This is a genomic window from Streptomyces malachitofuscus (genome assembly GCF_055571035.1).
The window spans coordinates 102759-120927 of the sequence record NZ_JBVIGA010000025.1; the positions used below are offsets into that span (position 1 = coordinate 102759).

Genomic DNA, 18169 nt, shown 5'->3' on the forward strand with positions numbered 1-18169 from the left:
GTTCAGCAACCGTGGTAAAGCCGCCGCAGGTCGACGAGGACCACCTCGCCGCGGGCCTCGGCCGCACGCAGTTCCGGGTCGAAGCCGGCGCCGCTGTAGCAGGCGGGCCTGGCACGGCTGGTGTCCACGCCCCGGGCGGCGAGCAACTCCAGGATGCGACGCAGACGTTGGAGATGTCCCATGGTCATCTCCTTGTGCCACTTCGCCTCCCCGACGGACAGCAGGATGCCCTGGTCCTGGCCGATCGCTCCATGCACCACGACGTCCGCCTCGAGTGACGTCCGGCTCACCGGGTCGGCGACGGTCCCGGAGGCCACCTGGATCGGCATGCCCCCGAACGTGGCGGGGTCCGCGTGCCACTCGACCCATTCACGGCACAGTCGTTCGAAGTGCGGACCGACTACCTTGCTGAGGAAGGTGGGACGGCTGTGTTCCCACATCCGAGCCGCTCCTCGACGACGGCTGAGCAGAGCCGTCTCGGGGCGTACGACGGCATGGTGGAAGGTGATCAGCGGCTCGGCGACGTGGTAGGTGGTGCGGTTGGCGCGGAAGGCGTCCGGCTCCGCGGTCAGCAGGCCGCAGTTCCTCAGGACGGTCAGCGGGAGTGAGATGTCCGTGGCCTTGCGGCCGACCGCGCTCGCGATGCCGCCGCTGGTGCGGTTGCCGCCGGCCACCGCGGCCAGCACCGAGTGGTACAGCGAGCGATTGCGCAGGTCCGGCTCGGCGGCCAAGAGGTAGGGCGCCTCGCCGTGGAGGGGGCGTGCCGGGTTCAGTACGGTCCGGCAGACCCAGGGGTCGAAGTCGTCGGGACCGTCGGGTACGTCGTCGTCGACGAACTCCCGCCGGTACGCGGGGGTCCCGCCGACGATCGCGTGGACCAGCACGGCCAGCCGCGGGTCCCGGATGCCCCAGAACTCGGCGGCCTCGCGGAAGCCGAGCGAGTGGACCACGAGGTCGAGGCCTGCCCGGCCGTACAGCGGGGAGGCGCCGGCGAGCAGTCCGCCCATGAAGGACATCGCGCTGCCGCACAGCAGAATCCGGGGACGTTCGGTGCGGTGGCGCTCGGAGCGCACCCCGATGGCGGCCTGCAACTGGGACGGCAGGGCAGGGGCGTTCCGCACCAGGTAGGGGAACTCGTCGATCACCACGGGCAGCGGGCGGTCCTTCGCGAGCGCGAAAAGCAGTTCCAGCGCCTGGTCCCAGTTCGCCGGCCTGGGCGGGACGGTGGCGCCGGTGAAGCGCGCGACCGCCTCGCCCAGCAGTGCGAGCGACTCGGCGGCCGACGCCTCGACCGCCGCGTAGTAGAAGCCCCCTGTGGCGTCCGCCAGCGCCTGGAGCAGGAAGCTCTTGCCCTGCCGACGACGCCCCGACACCACGCCGAGCCGGGGTCCCGCGCCTTCGTTGACCGCGAAGGCGGTCAGCTCGCTCCACTCCCACTGCCGGTCGAACATGTCCGGCGGTCTGGGCAGACTGCGCGCTGCGGGCCGGGCCATGGTGCCTCCCTCGCTCTTAGGAGCGTACCTCTTAGAAGTACACCTCTAAGAACGAGGAAGCCTCCCGTCCGTCACGCCCGCACGAGCACCCGGATGCCGGGTTTGTCCGTCGGCGTGATCACGGGCTCCGCGTTGTTGTACAGTCCGCGCCCCGTCGTGACGTAAGGAAAAGCCCATGCGAACTGGCCCTCTGCGCGCCGCCGTGCTCGTCCTCCCGCTCGTTCTCGCGTCGGCCGCGTGCGGCACGGAGGCGGAGGAGCCCGGCGGGGCGGGGGACTCCCAGAAGGCGGCGCCGCCGCAGCCGTCCCAGGAGGCACCGCGTCCCGAGTCCGCCGAGGACTTCCTCGATCTCGCGGCGAAGGCCATGGGCGCCGAGTCCGCCTGGAGCTTCTCCGTGGAGGGCGAGGAGGGGCTGACGCTTCAGGGGCGGAAGAGCGCCGCGAGCTACGAGGGCACCCTCCGGCGCGCGGGCGAGGGGCCCGCGCTGCACTCGCGGGGCGTCAGCACCAGCAGCGAGGGCACGGAGAGGACCGAGGAGCTGTACGTCGTCGAGGACACGGGATACGTGAAGGAGGACGGAGCGGCCGGCTGGAAGGCCTTCTCCCCCACCGACCCCGAGATGCTGAACAAGATCGAGGATCCGGTGGCGGTCCTCGAGGAGTTCCGGAGCCTCGCGCGGGCCGCGGCCGGTGACGTGGAGGTGGCCAGGAAGGACGACGACGGCGGTGGCACGGTGGAGCTCCGTGTGCGCAGCGGCGAGCGGACGTTCGGCGCTGTGCGGGACAAGGCGTGGGCGGCGAAGGCCAAGCGGGAGTTCGAACCGACCGGCGAGCAGCTCCGGAAGGCCGGAGTGCCGGTGGCCGACGATCAGTTGACGCTCTCGGGGCTGGAGGAGGTGCTGGTCCTCGACGCCGGGACGTACCGCGTCGAGAGCCATCGTCTCGAGTTCGGCTTCCTGATTCCGTACAACGGACAGGACATCGTCTTCGAACAGCGGGTCTCCGAGGAGAACCAGGGGCCGTACAAGGGGACGATCGAGCTGCCGGCCGACGTGCGCTGACGCGTGCGCGCGGCGTCGTGCTCAGGTGTCGGCGTGGGGCGAGGGCTTCGAGAAGGGCCCGGGTGCGATGGGGTGGGTCCAGAAGGCGCTCGACGTCCTCATCGTGGCCGCGTCCTGCACGGCCGTCTCCGGCCCCGGCGTCCTGCTGTCGGCGGCCGGTGCCGTCGTCGTCAATCTCGTCGTGGCCTTCGATCACCGGCCGGACCAGGACGTGGGCGGTGCCCGGGACGCCGATCTTCAGCAGTTCGTCCCCCTCCGGGGTGGTCTCTCCGAGCGTCTCCTGCTCCGGAACTGCGTGCGGTGTTCGCCGCGCGGTACACGGCCGGGGAAGTGAACGGCCGAGCGCTCCGGGCGACGGTGGGTGTCGGCCGGAGCGCTCGGTCATGCATCGGCACGTTCGTGAGCCCTCTGGGTGGGCCGTGCCGCGGTGGGCGGGGGTGGGCCGGTCGCCGCCGGGTTCCGTCGGGGCGGACGGAGGGGGCGGTGACGGGCCCGTACCCCGCACGCCGTTGTGCGGGGCCCCGCCGGTGTGTTCCGCGGCCGGTCGTGGCGTGACGATCGCTGGTCAGGGCATCCTCATACCGAGAACCGACCGGCCGCGGGGTCTGTGCGGGCGTCAGCCCAGGCGTTCCACCAGCGCGCGGTACTGGTCCCACAGCTCCTTGGGCGTGTGCTCGCCGAAGGTGTTGAGGTGCTCGGGGACCAGGGCGGCCTCCTCGCGCCACACGTCCTTGTCGACGGTGAGCAGGAAGTCCAGGTCGGCGTCGGAGAGTTCCAGGCCGTCGGTGTCCAGGGCGGACTTGGCCGGGAGCACGCCGATCGGGGTCTCGACGCCCTCCGCCTTGCCGTCCAGGCGCTCCACGATCCACTTCAGGACACGGGAGTTCTCGCCGAAGCCGGGCCAGACGAACTTGCCCTCGTCGTTCTTGCGGAACCAGTTGACGTAGTAGATCTTCGGCAGCTTGGACTGGTCCTTGTCCTTGGCCACGTCGATCCAGTGGGCCATGTAGTCGCCCATGTTGTAGCCGCAGAACGGCAGCATGGCGAACGGGTCGCGGCGCAGCTCGCCGACCTTGCCCTCGGCGGCGGCGGTCTTCTCACTGGCCACGTTGGCGCCGAGGAAGACGCCGTGGTTCCAGTCGAAGGACTCCGTCACCAGCGGTACGGCACTGGCGCGGCGGCCACCGAAGAGGATCGCCGAGATCGGCACGCCCTTGGGGTCCTCCCACTCCGGGGCGATGATCGGGCACTGCGCGGCGGGCGTGGTGAAGCGGGCGTTGGGGTGCGCGGCGGGCGTGCCGGACTCGGGGGTCCAGTCGTTGCCCTTCCAGTCGGTGAGGTGGGCCGGGGTCTCCTCGGTCATGCCCTCCCACCACACGTCGCCGTCGTCGGTGAGGGCGACGTTGGTGAAGACCGAGTTGCCCCAGAGGGTCTTCATGGCGTTGGCGTTGGTGTGCTCGCCGGTGCCGGGGGCGACGCCGAAGAAGCCGGCCTCGGGGTTGATGGCGTACAGGCGGCCGTCCTCGCCGAAGCGCATCCAGGCGATGTCGTCGCCGATCGTCTCGACCGTCCAGCCGGAGATGGTGGGCTCCAGCATGGCGAGGTTGGTCTTGCCGCAGGCGGACGGGAAGGCGGCGGCGACGTACTTCGACTCACCGGTGGGCGGGGTGAGCTTCAGGATGAGCATGTGCTCGGCCAGCCAGCCCTCGTCGCGGGCCATGACGGAGGCGATGCGCAGGGCGTAGCACTTCTTGCCGAGCAGGGCGTTGCCGCCGTAGCCGGAGCCGTAGGACCAGATCTCGCGGTCCTCGGGGAAGTGGGAGATGTACTTGGTCTGGTTGCAGGGCCAGGCGACGTCCTCCTGGCCGGGCTCCAGCGGGGCGCCGACCGAGTGCACGGCCTTGACGAAGAAGCCGTCGGAGCCGAGCTCGTCCAGGACCGGGCGGCCCATCCGGGTCATGGTGCGCATGGACACGGCGACGTACGCGGAGTCGGTGATCTCGACGCCGACGGCGGACAGCGGCGAGCCGAGGGGGCCCATGCAGAAGGGCACGACGTACATGGTCCGGCCGCGCATGGAGCCGCGGAAGACGCCCTTCTCGCCCTGGAAGATGTCCCGCATCTCGGCGGGGGCCTTCCAGTGGTTGGTGGGGCCGGCGTCCTCCTCCTTCTCGGAGCAGATGAAGGTCCGGTCCTCGACGCGGGCGACGTCGGTGGGGTCGGAGGCCGCGTAGTAGGAGTTGGGGCGCTTGATCGGGTCGAGTTTCCGGAAGGTGCCCTTGGCCACGAGCTCCTCGCACAGGCGCTCGTACTCGGCCTCCGAGCCGTCGCACCAGACCACGTTGTCCGGCTGGGTCAGCTCTGCGATCTCGTTGACCCAGGAAATCAGTCCCTGGTGGGTGGTGGGGACGCCGGGTTCCGCGATGTCGCGCGCCACGTTTGCTCCTAGATGAGGGGTTTTGGGTTGGGAGGCCCCGTGGGGGCTGCGACCCGGATGCTGCACGGTGGTGCGCTGCGCGCTCATCCGGTGTCGACCGCACTCATTTGATCATCCGACGAGAGTGCCCATCTGTCCAGAGGGCCGCACAGGTGAGCAAAGTGACGCTGACCACGGTTTTCCGTGGGGCTTTACGTGCACGTTGGGTAGACGTGACGATTTCTTTGCGTGACATTCCCGCGGGTCGACATGAGAGGATGGCCACTCCGGTGGCTCAATTCGTCCCGCCGAGGCGTAACTTACGGTTCCGTAGGTACGATGCGGACATGACTGCGTTCGCCCCCGACGCCCCCGTGGACCCGCCGGCCGACGGCCCCGGCCCGGTGGCGACATCCCTGCCGCATCCCGTCAAGCCCAAGCTCCGCGGCTGGCTGCATCTCGGCATGTTCCCCGCCGCCCTGGTCGCCGGACTGGCGCTCACCGCCTCCGCCGACTCGGCCCGCGGCCGCCTCGCCTGCGGGGTCTACGCGCTCACGGCCTGCCTGCTGTTCGGCGTGAGCGCCCTGTACCACCGGGGCAACTGGAGCCCCCGCATGGACGGGGTGCTGCGCCGCCTCGACCACGCCAACATCTTCCTGATCATCGCGGGCACCTACACCCCGCTGACCATCCTGCTACTGCCGCACTCCAAGGGGCGGTGGCTGCTGTGGGGCATCTGGGCGGCCGCGGCCGCCGGGATCGTCTTCCGCGTCTTCTGGGTGGGTGCGCCCCGCTGGCTCTACACGCCCTGCTACATCGCGATGGGCTGGGCGGCCGTCTTCTTCCTCCCGGACTTCATGCGCACCGGCGGGATCGCCGTACTCGTCCTGGTGATCACGGGCGGCCTGCTCTACAGCGTGGGCGGGGTCATCTACGGCATCAAGAAGCCCAACCCCTCACCCCGCTGGTTCGGCTTCCACGAGGTGTTCCACTCCTTCACCCTGGCCGCCTTCATCGCCCACTACGTGGGGATCTCCCTGGTGGCGTACCAGCACGCATAGGGCACACCGCCCGCACGATCCCCCGCCTCCACAAGGCCGCGGCACCGACGCCGCGGCCTTTTTTCGCGCGCCCGCACGCCCCGCCATATTGACAGTAACTACTTTTTGAAAGCTACTCTCATTTCATGGCCACTGTCACAACGCGGGACCCCGCACACCCCGACCCCCGCCGCTGGTGGGCCCTGGGCGCCCTGGTGGCGAGCATGCTCACCCTCGGGTTCGACCTGACGATCCTCAACGTGGCACTGCCGACCATGGCCGCGCAGCTGGAGGCCGGCACGGGGCAACTGCAGTGGATCGTGGACTCCTACATCGTGGTGTTCGCGGCGCTGATGCTGCCCGCCGGCCTGCTCGGCGACCGGTTCGGGCGGCGCCGCATGCTGGTCGCGGGGCTCTGCGTGTTCCTCGCCGGGTCCCTGGCCGGCGCCCTGACCCACACACCGGAACTCGTGATCGCGGCCCGCTCGGCGATGGGCCTCGGAGCCGCACTGGTCATCCCGCTGGGACTGTCCGTACTGCCGTCGATGTTCGGCGAGGAGGAGCGCGGCAAGGCGGTCGCCGCCGTCACCGCCTCCATGGCGGCCGGGATGCCGCTCGGCCCACTCGTCGGCGGACTGCTGCTCGACCACTACTGGTGGGGCTCGATCTTCCTGATCAACCTCCCCATGGCCGCCCTCGGCATCGCCGCCTGTCTGTTCCTGCTGCCCGAATCGCGCGACCCCTCCTCCCCCAGGGTCGACGCGCTGTCCACGGCGCTCAGCGCGACCGGGCTCGGCGCACTGGTCTTCGGCATCATCGAAGGGCCCGTGCGCGGCTGGACCAGCGGCTGGGTGCTCGGCTCGTTCGCCCTGTCCGTCCTGCTCCTGGCCGGGCTCGTGGTGCGCGAGCGGCGGGCGGCACGGCCCATGCTCGACCTCGCCCTGCTCGGGCGGCGCGTCTTCCTGTTCAACGTCCTGTCCGCCACCCTCGGCACGTTCGTCTTCGCCGGACTGCTGTTCCTGCTGCCGACGTTTCTGCAGGAGATCGGCGGCAGTGACGCCTTCGGCACCGGTCTGCGGCTGCTGCCGATGATGGCCGGCCTGATGGTCTCCGCACGGGCGAGCACGGCGCTGGTGCGGCGGTTCGGGCCGCGTCCGGTGGTCTCCGTGGGACTGGTGGTGCTGTGCTTCGCCGCGCTGCTCGGCTCCCGGACCGAACCCGGCAGCGGCTACGGATTCACCGCCACCTGGCTGACGATCGCGGGCCTGGGCTTCGGCCTGGCAATGGTGCCCGCCATGGATGCCGCGCTCGGCGGCATCCCGGCCGAGGCGGCCGGCAGCGGCTCCGCCCTGCTGATGACGCTGCGTCAGGTGGGCGGCGCGGTCGGCGTCGCCCTGCTCGGCAGCCTCGTCGCCGACGTCTATTCCGGCCGGCTCGACACCGCCGGGCTGCCCGCCCCCGCCGCCGAGGCCGCCCGGGAATCGCTGAGCGGGGCCCACGCCGTCGCCGACCGGCTCGGCCTGCCCGCCCTGGCCCGCTCCGCCGACGCGGCGTACGTGGACGGGATGTCGCTGGTCCTGGTGATCTGCGGGATCGCGGCACTGGCGACCGCCGCTCTGACCGCGCTGTTCCTGCCCAACCCGCGCCCCGCCGCCCGGGACCGGCCCGCGTCGGAAGCGGGCTCCTCCCCGGTCATGGCCCGCCGCGAGCCGGATGACGGACAATGACCGCATGACCACGGCACGAACCCCTGTTCCCGAGGCGGCCCGCCACCTGGGGCTTCGCGAACGGAAGAAGCTCAAGACCCGCATGGCGATCAGGGACGCCACCTACTCCCTGATCAGGGAGCAGGGGTACGACGCCACCACCGTCGAGCAGATCGCCGACCGCGCCGAGGTCTCGCAGAGCACCGTCTTCCGCTACTTCCCCGCCAAGGAGGACATCGTCCTGACGGACGAGTACGACGCCCTCCTGGAGGGCCTGCTGAGGGAACGCCCGGCCGGCGAACCCGTCCGGGAGTCGCTGCGCTGGGCCATCCGCAAGGCGATGACGACGGCGCTCACCGACAGCCCGGACCACGGGCAGGAGGAGATGCTCCTGCGGGCCCGGCTGATGGTCGAGGTCCCCCAGGTGCGCTCGCGGCTGATGGAGAGCATGTCCGTCACCGGCCGCCTGCTGTGCCGGGCCCTCGCCGAACGCACCGGACGCGACGAGAACGACCTCGAGGTGCGCGTCTACGCCATGGGGCTGATGGGCGCCCTGCTGGAGACGATGATCTACTGGGTCGAGGGCGACTACCGGGAGGACGTCCTGGAGCTGATCGACCGCACCCTGGCCGTCTGCGCGGACCTCCCCCGCCGTTGAGTCGCGGCCCCGCGCCGCAGCCGGAAAGCACGGGCCGGACCGGCGGCCCCCGTGACATCCTTGGCCGGGTGAACGGTCCAGAGATCCACGTCGAGTTCGCTCCCGAACTGCTGCTCTTCGTCCCCCAGGCGCGGCCCGCGGGCACCATGAAGGCCGCCACCGACGGCGTCTCCAGCCTCGGCCACGTCATCGAATCCCTCGGGGTCCCGCTGACCGAGGTCGGCACGCTGCTCGTGGACGGACGCGAGGTGCCCGTGTCGCACGTCCCGGCCGCGGGCGAATCGGTGACGGTGCGGACCGTCGCGCATCCCCAGCGGGTGCCGGGAGCACCCCTGAAGTTCCTGCTCGACGTGCACCTGGGCACCCTCGCCCGCCGGCTGCGGCTGCTGGGCGTGGACACCGCGTACGAGTCGACGGACATCGGCGACCCCGCGCTCGCCGCCCGGTCCGCGGCGGAGCGGCGGGTGATGCTCAGCCGGGACCGAGGGCTGCTGCGGCGGCGGGAGCTGTGGGCGGGCGCATTCGTGTACAGCACCCGGCCGGAGGAACAACTCCCCTACGTGCTGGACCGGTTCGATCCCGAACTGCGCCCGTGGACGCGGTGCACCGCGTGCAACGGGCTGCTGCGCGAGGCCACCAAGGAGGATGTCGCCGACCAGTTGCAGGGCGGTACGCACCGTACGTACGACGTGTTCGCGCAGTGTGCGGAGTGCGGGCGGGCGTACTGGAAGGGGGCGCATCATGCGCAACTGGTTGACATCGTGGAGCGGGCGGTTGCTTCGCGCTCCGAGCGGAGAGGCTCCGCCGAGTAGCGCCGTTCGGGGACGCGCCGCGGGGAACTGCGGACCGTTCGTGGCTGGTCGCGCAGTTCCCCGCGCCCCTGACGGGGCGTTTCAGCGTCCCCTGGTGTCCCCCTTGCCGCAGGCTGTTCCGTCCCTGTTGCGGTCCAGCCTCAGCGGGTCGTCCTTGCCGTTGACCTTCAGCGGGCCGTAGTCGTGGTCCTTCAGCCACGTGCAGCGGGCCGCCGTCGTCGGCTCGACCTCGTCCGGGAACGTGGTCGGGACGCAGACGTTGGCGGAGCCGTAGTGGCGGTCGCAGCCGGAGACCGTGGGGGCGACCGGCTGTGAGGCGCGCTTCCTGCCGGGCTTGGTCACCTTGCCCGCCGGGGCCTCCGCGAACTCGTGGACGTGGGCGGAGGCGTCCTTGGCGGCGAGGGCCTGCGGGCCCTGGAGGTGCACCCACTTCGCCACCGACGGCACGCCGTTGGCATCCACCGCGAAGAGCATGTACCAGCCGGGCGGGGCCAGGTTGGGGTTGCTCGTCACGTTCAGGTCGACGTTGTTGCCGTCGACGGAGAGCGGCAGGTCCACGAACCGCTGGTTGGGGTCGGAGGAGTGGGTGACGGCGGCCGGGCGGATCAGCTCGGCCTTGGCGACGGGGCGGTCGACGGTGATCCGCTGGGTGTCGCCGTAGTTCCACTCCGTGTCGATCACCGAGGTGATCACCGGCCGCTCGCCCTTGAAGAGATAGGGCGGGCTGTAGACCGACACGTTGTGGTTCCAGGAGCCGTTGCCCGGGTTGTCGCCGGTGGTCATCACCCGGCCGTCGGGCAGCAGGAACGCCGAGGAGTGGTAGCCGCGTGCCTCGGGGTCGACGGCCACCGGGTCGAACGTCTCCGTCGCCGGGTCGAAGACCGACGTCTCGAACACCGGGTTGGCGCGGTTGTGCAGCGCGCCGCCGGTCTCCAGCACCTTGCCGTCGGGCAGCAGCACGGCGGAGACGTACATCTTCCCCTGGTCGCCGGTCTGCGGCACGGGCCCGTTGCCGTAGTCGACGGTGCCCTGCGGGAGGGGCGGGCCCGCGACGTAGGACGGGTTCGGCTGCTTGAGGTCGATGATGTCGGTGAGCCGGTTGGCGTCCGGGTTGGAGTCGATGTTGCCGCCGCCGAGGGTGAGGACCTTCTGGTCCTGCGCCGGGGGCAGCAGCACGCTCGCCGACTGGTCCCGCTCGTCCTTGTTCTGCAGTCCGGGGACCTGGGTGATGGTGTTGGCGTCGTAGTCGTAGATCGCGGAGCCGGTGCCGGGGATGTTGTTGCCGAAGACATGGCTGCCGGAGTAGAAGAGGCGGCCGTCCTGCATGAGGATCATCGACGGGTACAGGCCCCAGTACGACCAGGTCTGGTTGACCTTCCAGGTCGGCAGCCACTGCTGTTCGGCGTCCGACCACCGCTCGGCGGTGACCGAGCCGGTGGAGTCCTCGCGCAGACCGCCGAAGCTGAGCACGTCACCGTTGCCGAGGAGGGTCGCCGACGGGTACCAGTGGCCGTCGTTCATGTCGTTGGTCCTGCTGTACGACTCGGTCTCCGGGTCGAAGATGTAGGAGTCCTTGTAGCCCTGGTAGCCGATGGTGCCGTCGGCGGACGGGTATCCCTTGTTGCCGCTCATCACCAGCACCCGGCCGTCCTTGAGCTGGACGTGCCCGGCGCAGAACATGTCGTCCGGGGTCGGGATGACCTTGTAGCTGCCGTTCGAAGGGTCGTAGACGGCGCTGGTGAAGGTGCCCGCCTCGAACATCTCCGGGTCGTTGCCGGAGCCGGCGATCAGCAGCACCTTGCCGTTGTGCAGGACGACCGAGTGCATGGAGCGGACGGGGTTCTGCGCGGGCAGCACCTCCCAGCTGCCGTCGGCGCACTCCTCGGCGGTGCCCGTGCAGCCGGGTTCCGGGACCGGCTCGGCGACCTGCTCCATCGTGTAGTCGTCGGTGGTGGCGGAACCGGTGCCGTAGACGGAGACGCCCCAGGAGATGCGGTCGGTGCCGGCCGGGACCTCGGGGGTGCGGACGGTCGCCTCGGTCCAGGCGGCCCGCATGTCCAGCGTCTTGAGGTCGGTCCAGTACTGCCAGCCGGCCGTGGTGTCGTGCCGGAACAGGGTGATGGCCGCGTCCGGGGTGGTCGTTTTGTACCAGAGGCCCAGGTCGTACTGCTCGCCCGGCGTCACCACGGGCGCACAGTCGGCGGACTCGGTGATCAGGGCCTTGCGGTCGCCGTCGACGCGACGGGTCAGCTCCACCTTCATGGCCTTGTCGCCGGTGTGCGCGTCGGCGGTGGTGGTGAAGGTGAAGTCGTTGTCGCCCCAGCCGGACTTCTCCCAGCAGTACGGCATGTCGCCGGTGCCGGCGGTCTCGAAGCCGGGGTTCTTGATGAGGTTGGCGGCGGAGGCGGGTTGCGGGGCGGTCAGGAGAAGGCCGGTGGTGAGCGCGCCCACGGCCAGCAGGGCCGTGGTGCGTCTGGACGTCAGCGGATTTCCGGGTGTTCTCATGCGGTGCTCCTTGCCTTGCGGGCTCGGCTCGGGAGGTACACCAGCGCTTCGGTCCCCACGAAGCGCAGGACGAAGGTGATCACGAGCGCCAGCGCGGTGGCCGGCAGTGCCGTCATGCCGAACTGGCCGACCAGCAGCGCGATCAGCGGCAGCCGCAGCACCAGGTCGGCATTGGCGAGCAGCGCGAACCGCGCGGTGCGGTCGGCCCAGTGGCGGTGCCGCCGCCGCTCGCGGAACAGCAGTGTCTCGATCAGCAGGAAGTTCCAGGCCACGCCGAACTGGTTGGCGACGATCTCGGCGGGCAGATAGTGCAGCCCGGCCTCGGTCAGCGCCCACAGCGCGGCCAGATTGGGCACGAAGCCGGTCAGTCCGATCAGCCCGAAGACGACCATGCGGGCGAGAGAGGCCTCCATGCGCAGCCCGGCGAGGTGCCGCAGGAACCGCATCCCCTCCTTCGCGGTCGACTTGGACTCCCCGGCGTACCGGTCCTGGAAGACGAACGGCACCTCGGTGACCGTGCGGGGGCGGCTGCGGACGGCGAGTTCGAGGAGGATCTTGTAGCCGAGGGGCTTGAGGACGTCTGCGGTGACGACGCCGCGGCGGATGGCGAAGAAGCCGCTCATCGGGTCGCTGATGCCGTGCAGCCGGCGCGGGAAGAGGGCCTTGGTCAGCCAGGTCGCCCCGCGCGAGACGGCCACCCGGTAGCTGCCCGCGAGGCCGGCCCGGCTGCCGCCCTTGATGTACCGGGAGGCGACGACCAGCCCGGCGTTCGCCCGCTCACCGGTCGCCACCAGCTCCGGCACCAGGGACGGCGGATGCTGGCAGTCGCCGTCCATCACGACGACCCAGTCCGACGAGGCGGCCTTGATGCCCTCGACGACGGCGCCGCCGAGCCCGCCGACCGCCTCCTCCCGGTGCAGGACGGTGACCGGGAAGGGGCAGTCCTGGGCCGCCTCCCGGATGACGTCGGGGGTGTCGTCGGTGGAGTCGTCCACGAAGACGACCTCGCAGGGCAGCCGGGCGGGCACCGATTCGGTGATCTGGTGCAGCAACTGCCGTACGTTGGCGGACTCGTTGAAGGTGGGCACGACGATGGTCACGGCACCGGGCTCCGGCACCTCCACCGGGTCGAGCGCCGGGTCGCCGAGCTCGCCGGGGGACAGGGACTCCTGGCTCATCGGGTGCCTCCGGCGGTCTCGACCTGACGGATCTCGATACGGTCCTCACCGGTGCCGAACACGGCGACCGGCTCCGAGTGCTCGATGGCCTGTCTGACGTTGGGCAGGTCCTTCGCGTCGCGCCGTACCGTCGGGGAGGCGACCACGTAGTCGATGTCCCGCCAGCCGTTCGGCATCGTCTTCGTCACCGCGGGGTCGAGGTCGGCCTTGTAGAACCAGATGACGCCGAGCCCGGGCCGGTACCCGGCGTGCACCAGGTCCAGCCACATCGCGTCGTCGACCAGGACCCGGGTGTCCGCCGGGTCCGCCACCTCGGTGGCCATCCAGTCCGAGGCGGCCTCGTACGGGGCGTTGGCCTCGGTGGTCACGGCGATGCGGGCGCCGTCGTACCAGCGCGGTACGACGTAGAGGCAGGCGGCGAGGGCGAGGACGCCGGCGAGGGCGTACCGGGCGCGGGTCAGCGTGCGCGGCTCGGCCGCCGCGCGGCGTCGGCGCAGCACGGCGTGGGCGACGCTCGCGGTGCCCCCGGCGAGGACGAGGGCGAGGAAGGGCAGCGCCTGGATGATGTACATGGCGGGCAGGTAGCCGTCCGGGCGCAGGGCCAGCGCGGCGAGGATGGCGACCGTGAGGGCCGGCCCGGCCAGCGCGCGGGCGGTGACCGACCAGCGCCAGGTGGCGAGCAGCAGCAGCGCGCCCGCGAGCCCGCCGAGCGGCAGGATCCGGTCGTAGTACAGCCAGGACTGGAGCACGCCCCAGGAGCCGGAGCCCTCGTCGAGGATGAAGCCGGAACCCGGCCGGGTCATCTGGTAGGCGACGCCGTCCCACAGCGAGACGTGTCCGCTGCCGGGGAACAGCTCGCCCTTGAGCAGGGCGAACAGCGGGTAGGAGAACCCGATCAGCGCGCAGGCCGTGACGGCGCCGGTCAGCGCGAACTTGCGGGTGTCCTTGTGGCTGTGCCGCCAGGCGGTGATGAACAGGGCGGGCAGGACGACGAGCATCGTCTCCTTGGTGAGCACCGCGGTGGCGGCGGCCATGCCCGCTCCGAAGTGGTGCCAGAGGTGGCGGCTCGGTGAGGCGGCGAGGGTGAAGGCCAGCAGCGTCCACATCACCGCGAGGTTGTCGAGGAAGATCTCGCGCTGGAGGACCACGGACAGCGGGGAGAGCCCGAAGATCGCCATGCCGAGCCCGGCGGCCCAGCGGGGCAGGGCGAGGCGGCGCCCGAGGATGTAGACGAGGACCGCGCTGATGGCGCTGATCAGCAGCATCACGGCGCGCATGGTGCCGACGGTCATCGACTCGGGGCTGAGCATCGCCGGTATCCAGGTCAGGACGGCGAGCTGGATCCAGCCGAGCGGCGGATGGTCGTACCAGTAGGTGTAGTGGGCGAGGCCCTTGCCCTCCTGGACGGCCCAGGCCTGGGCGAGGTAGGTGCCCTCGTCGTCGCTGAGGGTCGGGTAGTCGGCGATGTTCCAGCCCTGGACGAGCAGGATCACCACCAGGAGGACTCCGCACAGGAGCAGGTCCGAGCGGGAGGAGCGGAGCCGGCTCGGCGGCTGTGTCCGACCGGTCGGACCGGTGGTGGGCACGGGTCGGCGTGTCGCGGTGACCTCGGGGCCGGTCACCGCGGGAAGGGTGGAGGTCACGCGGGAACGTCCTCTCGGGTCATGTCGGAGGCGTCACGGGTCGCGGCGGCGGAGGTGGCCCGTGCCGCCGCGTCGGTGGCGTCGAGGTGCGCGCCGACATGCGTGGTCAGCTCCCAGTCGTTGCGCCCGCGCTGCTCGCGCCACACGGCACGGACGGCGGCGCCGGCGAGGAGCACCTGGTAGAAGGGGCCGCCCACGACGAGCTTGAGATAGTGGACGAACCGGACGCGCAGCCCGTACTGCTTGCCGAAGTCGTGCAGTCCGACCACCTCGAAGACGAAGGTGACCAGCGCGGTGACGGCCGGCAGGAAGGTGACGAAGGCGACGGAGACGGGCACGTCGAGGAAGATCGCGATCGCCACGTTCAGCGGGATGACCAGGCCGGTGAACGCCTGCAGGAAGGGCGTCATCAGGGTGTAGCGGGCCAGCATCCGCTGCCCGAACGTGGGCAGTTGCTTCCAGTCCTTCTTCCGGTACACCTGAAGGAAGCCCTGGTTCCAGCGGGTGCGCTGCTTGAGCAGCGACATCAGCGAGCCGGGGGTCTCCTCGCGGGTCACCATGTCGGAGTCGTAGGCGACGACGACCCGCTTGCCGACGCTGGAGAGCCGGACGCCCAGGTCGCAGTCCTCGGCGAGGCAGTCGGGGTCCCAGCCGTTCGCCTCGCGCAGCACGTCGGTGCGGACGAAGACCGTGTTGCCGCCGAGCGGGATGAATCCCTTCTGGGCGTGCAGGTGGAGCCGGGAGCGGAACCAGAAGAAGTACTCCAGGCAGTTGCGCAGGCTGTACCAGCTGGAGTGGAAGTTGATCAGCTGCACCCCGCCCTGGACCACGTCGGCGCCGGTGGAGCGGAAGGCGTGGTCGACATGGGCGAGGAGTTCCGGGTGGACCTGGTCCTCGGCGTCGAAGACCCCGACGACGTCGCCGCGGCAGTGCGGCAGCGCCGTGTTCATGGCCTTCGGCTTGTTCTTCTTCTCATGGGTGTCGACGACCACCCGGACCCGTGGGTCCCGGCGGGCCGCCGCCTCGGCGACCGCGGTGGTCTCGGGATCGTCGTGGCCGACGATCACGATGATCTCGAAGTCGGTGTGGCTGGACTCCAGCAGCCGCTGGATGGTGTGGTCCAGCACCGCCTGTTCATGGCGGGCCGGCAGCAGCAGCGAGAACGACAGATGCTCGCCGCCGTCCGGGCTGCTGAACCTCGTCGAGGCCAGCACCTCCGGCGTACGCCAGGCGTGCATCTGCCACCACAGAGTGAACGCGGCCATCCAGAACAGGGCAAGCGAAACGACAGCAATGAAGACAGACGTGAGCAAACAGATCCCCCCAGATCCAAAAACCCCCACAACGTGACGGTGCGTCACTCACCTGACGCCCCATCCGTCACGCCGCTGTGTAGAGGTTAGGGGGGAATCGTGAAGCGCGGGGGCGCTTCCGATAAAGAACTTGTTGCGGAACAGTGCGACTATGGACGGAAGTTGACCGGATTCAGGTCATCATTCGACCGAAATGGATGCAACCGAGCACGTCAACTCCCCTGGTGCGTCTATGTGTTCAGCCGCCCAGTGTCGTACGCAACCGGTCGGGATCGGTCGTCGGCGCGTCGCATGTGAAATTACGGCAGACATAGGCGGCCGGTTCACCGCCGACGAGGGGACGGTCGGCGAGCAACGGGAACTCGTCACTCTCCGCAGTCCCCACGGCGACCACCGCGCCGGGCGCCACGCCCAGAAGTGCCGTACGGTGCAGTTCCGTTGTCGCCGGGTCGTCGAGCGCCGGGCCGACCACCGCGATCTCCCGCGGGCCGTCCAGCACGGCCTCGGCGACCGCCAGACCCCACCCGATGAACCGCGGCACCCGCGGCCCGAGCGCCTTCACCACGCCCAGCGCCCGCTCGGCCGCGGTGCGATGCGGCTCCGAACCGGTGTGCGCGGCATAGCCCAGCAGCGCGCCCGCGGCGGCCGTCCAGCCGGAGGGGGCCGCGTTGTCGGTCGGGTCCTGCGGACGCCGGATCAGCCGCTCCGCGTCCGACGCCGTGTCGTACAGCGCACCCGACGCCTCGTCGGTGAAACGGACCAGGATGTGGTCGACCAGCAGCCCGGCGAACTCCAGCCACACCCCCTCCCCCGTCACCGACGCCAGCGCCAGGAAGCCTTCGGCGACGTCCGCGTAGTCCTCCAGCACCCCCGCGTTGGCGCCGGCATGCCCGTCCTTGCTGGTGCGGGCGATACGGGCCTGCTCGTCGAGGTGCAGCCGGACCAGCAGGTCCCCGGCGGCGACGGCCGCCTCCGTCAGATCCGGCCGGCCGAAGTACGCCCCGGTCTCGGCGAGCGCGGCGATCGCCAGCCCGTTCCAGGCGGCCACCACCTTGTCGTCCCGGCCGGGAGCGGGCCGGGAGGCACGCGCCGCGAGCAGCCGCTCCCTGATGCCGTCGATCCGCCCCGCGTCGAACACCTCGTCCCGCTGCGGCAGTTGCAGCACCGAGGCACCCTCCTCGAAGGTGCCCTCCTCGGTCACCCCGAAGTACCGGGCCGCGAGTTCGGCGTCGTCCGCCCCGAGCACCTCGCGCAACTGCGCCGGCGTCCACACGTAGTACGCGCCCTCGACATGCCGTCCCGTGCCGTCGTCGCTGTCGGCGTCCAGCGCGGACGCGAACCCGCCCTCGGGGGTGCGCAGTTCCCGGACCATGAAGTCGGCGGTCTCCAGCGCCACCCGCCGCGCGAGCTCCGAGCCGGTGGCCCGCCACAGGTGCGCGTACACCCGGCACAGCAGCGCGTTGTCGTACAGCATCTTCTCGAAGTGCGGCACCACCCAGTCCCGGTCCACGGAGTACCGCGCGAAACCGCCGCCGAGCTGGTCGTAGATCCCGCCGCGCGCCATCCGCTCACAGGTGTCCGCCGCCATCTGCAGCGCGCCCTCGGCGCCGGTGCGGGCGTGGTGCCGCAGCAGGAACTCGATCACCATGGACGGCGGGAACTTCGGCGCCCCGCCGAACCCGCCCCGCTGCGGGTCGTACTCCCGGGTCAGCCCCAGCAGCGCCTGCGCGAGCTCCTGCTCGCCGGGGACCCGGTCGTCACCGTAGGAGAGCTCCCGCTCCGCCAGATCCCGGGCGATCTTCCCGGCGACCTCGCCGACCTCGTCCCGCCGCTCCTCCCACGCCTGGTGCACGCCCTGGAGCACCTGCCGGAACGACGGCATGCCGTGCCGGGGCGCGGGCGGGAAGTACGTACCGAAGTAGAACGGCTCGGCGTCCGGCGTGAGGAACACGGTCATCGGCCATCCGCCCTGCCCGGTCGCCGCCTGCACGGCCTCCATGTAGACGGCGTCGACGTCGGGGCGCTCCTCGCGGTCCACCTTGATGCTGACGAAGTGCCCGTTCATGTCGTCGGCGGTGCCCTGGTCCTCGAAGGACTCGTGCGCCATGACATGACACCAGTGGCAGCTCGAATAGCCGACGCTCAGCAGCACCGGCACCTGACGCCGCCGCGCCTCCTCGAAGGCCTCCTGGGACCACGGCCACCAGTCGACCGGGTTGTCGGCGTGCTGGAGCAGGTACGGGGACGTCTCATGGGCCAGTCGGTTCGGCATGGTGTCCATCCTGCCGCAGTACCCGCCCCGGAGCCCGGCAGCACACAGCCGGGCGATCCGGCCCTCTCCCCAC

The 18169-nt window shown here is 70.7% G+C and carries 13 protein-coding genes; 6 read left to right on the forward strand and 7 right to left on the reverse strand.

Going from position 1 to position 18169, the window contains the following annotated elements:
* Nucleotides 1-2 precede the first annotated feature (2 nt).
* Entirely contained in the window at nt 3-1493 is a 1491-nt protein-coding gene (locus ACZ44S_RS30670) for an AAA family ATPase (protein ID WP_466934598.1), read from the reverse strand.
* A 175-nt stretch (nt 1494-1668) separates the two neighbouring features.
* On the opposite strand from ACZ44S_RS30670, the gene ACZ44S_RS30675 reads away from it, so the two are divergent.
* On the forward strand, nt 1669-2553 hold the full coding sequence (locus ACZ44S_RS30675) for a hypothetical protein (protein WP_466934601.1): 885 nt from the start codon (nt 1669-1671) through the stop codon (nt 2551-2553).
* Between the two features lie 67 nt (nt 2554-2620).
* The gene (locus ACZ44S_RS30680; protein WP_466934604.1) at nt 2621-2887 is read left to right on the forward strand and encodes a hypothetical protein; all 267 of its coding nucleotides are present in this window, start codon (nt 2621-2623) and stop codon (nt 2885-2887) included.
* A gap of 282 nt (nt 2888-3169) precedes the next feature.
* Here the strand turns inward: ACZ44S_RS30680 and ACZ44S_RS30685 are convergent, their stop codons facing one another.
* On the reverse strand, nt 3170-4990 hold the full coding sequence (locus ACZ44S_RS30685) for a phosphoenolpyruvate carboxykinase (GTP) (RefSeq protein ID WP_466934607.1): 1821 nt from the start codon (nt 4988-4990) through the stop codon (nt 3170-3172).
* A gap of 326 nt (nt 4991-5316) precedes the next feature.
* On the opposite strand from ACZ44S_RS30685, the gene trhA reads away from it, so the two are divergent.
* From trhA to ACZ44S_RS30705, 4 genes are all read left to right on the forward strand, one after another.
* Nucleotides 5317-6030, forward strand: coding sequence for a PAQR family membrane homeostasis protein TrhA (trhA, locus tag ACZ44S_RS30690; protein WP_466934609.1), 714 nt, complete (start codon nt 5317-5319; stop codon nt 6028-6030).
* 125 nt (nt 6031-6155) lie between these two features.
* Nucleotides 6156-7736, forward strand: a complete 1581-nt coding sequence (locus ACZ44S_RS30695; protein ID WP_466934612.1) for a DHA2 family efflux MFS transporter permease subunit — start codon at nt 6156-6158, stop codon at nt 7734-7736.
* 4 nt (nt 7737-7740) lie between these two features.
* A complete protein-coding gene (locus tag ACZ44S_RS30700) occupies nt 7741-8373 on the forward strand; it encodes a TetR/AcrR family transcriptional regulator (RefSeq protein ID WP_466934614.1) in 633 nt (210 codons plus the stop codon).
* Nucleotides 8374-8441: 68 nt separating this feature from the next.
* Nucleotides 8442-9185: a Mut7-C RNAse domain-containing protein gene (locus ACZ44S_RS30705; protein WP_466934617.1), complete on the forward strand. Its 744-nt coding sequence runs from the start codon at nt 8442-8444 to the stop codon at nt 9183-9185.
* Between the two features lie 81 nt (nt 9186-9266).
* Here the strand turns inward: ACZ44S_RS30705 and ACZ44S_RS30710 are convergent, their stop codons facing one another.
* The 5 genes from ACZ44S_RS30710 to ACZ44S_RS30730 all read right to left on the reverse strand — a co-directional run bounded on the left by ACZ44S_RS30710 (nt 9267) and on the right by ACZ44S_RS30730 (nt 18096).
* Nucleotides 9267-11690: a galactose oxidase-like domain-containing protein gene (locus ACZ44S_RS30710; RefSeq protein WP_466934619.1), complete on the reverse strand. Its 2424-nt coding sequence runs from the start codon at nt 11688-11690 to the stop codon at nt 9267-9269.
* Nucleotides 11687-12868, reverse strand: coding sequence for a glycosyltransferase (locus tag ACZ44S_RS30715; RefSeq protein WP_466934622.1), 1182 nt, complete (start codon nt 12866-12868; stop codon nt 11687-11689). The genes ACZ44S_RS30710 and ACZ44S_RS30715 overlap by 4 nt, the downstream gene beginning before the upstream one ends.
* The gene (locus tag ACZ44S_RS30720; protein WP_466934624.1) at nt 12865-14511 is read right to left on the reverse strand and encodes an ArnT family glycosyltransferase; all 1647 of its coding nucleotides are present in this window, start codon (nt 14509-14511) and stop codon (nt 12865-12867) included. The genes ACZ44S_RS30715 and ACZ44S_RS30720 overlap by 4 nt, the downstream gene beginning before the upstream one ends.
* Nucleotides 14508-15824 carry a glycosyltransferase gene (locus ACZ44S_RS30725; protein WP_466934627.1) on the reverse strand — a complete coding sequence of 439 codons (1317 nt, stop codon included), beginning with the start codon at nt 15822-15824 and terminating at the stop codon, nt 14508-14510. The genes ACZ44S_RS30720 and ACZ44S_RS30725 overlap by 4 nt, the downstream gene beginning before the upstream one ends.
* Nucleotides 15825-16062: 238 nt before the next feature.
* Nucleotides 16063-18096, reverse strand: a complete 2034-nt coding sequence (locus ACZ44S_RS30730; protein ID WP_466934629.1) for a thioredoxin domain-containing protein — start codon at nt 18094-18096, stop codon at nt 16063-16065.
* Nucleotides 18097-18169 lie beyond the last annotated feature (73 nt).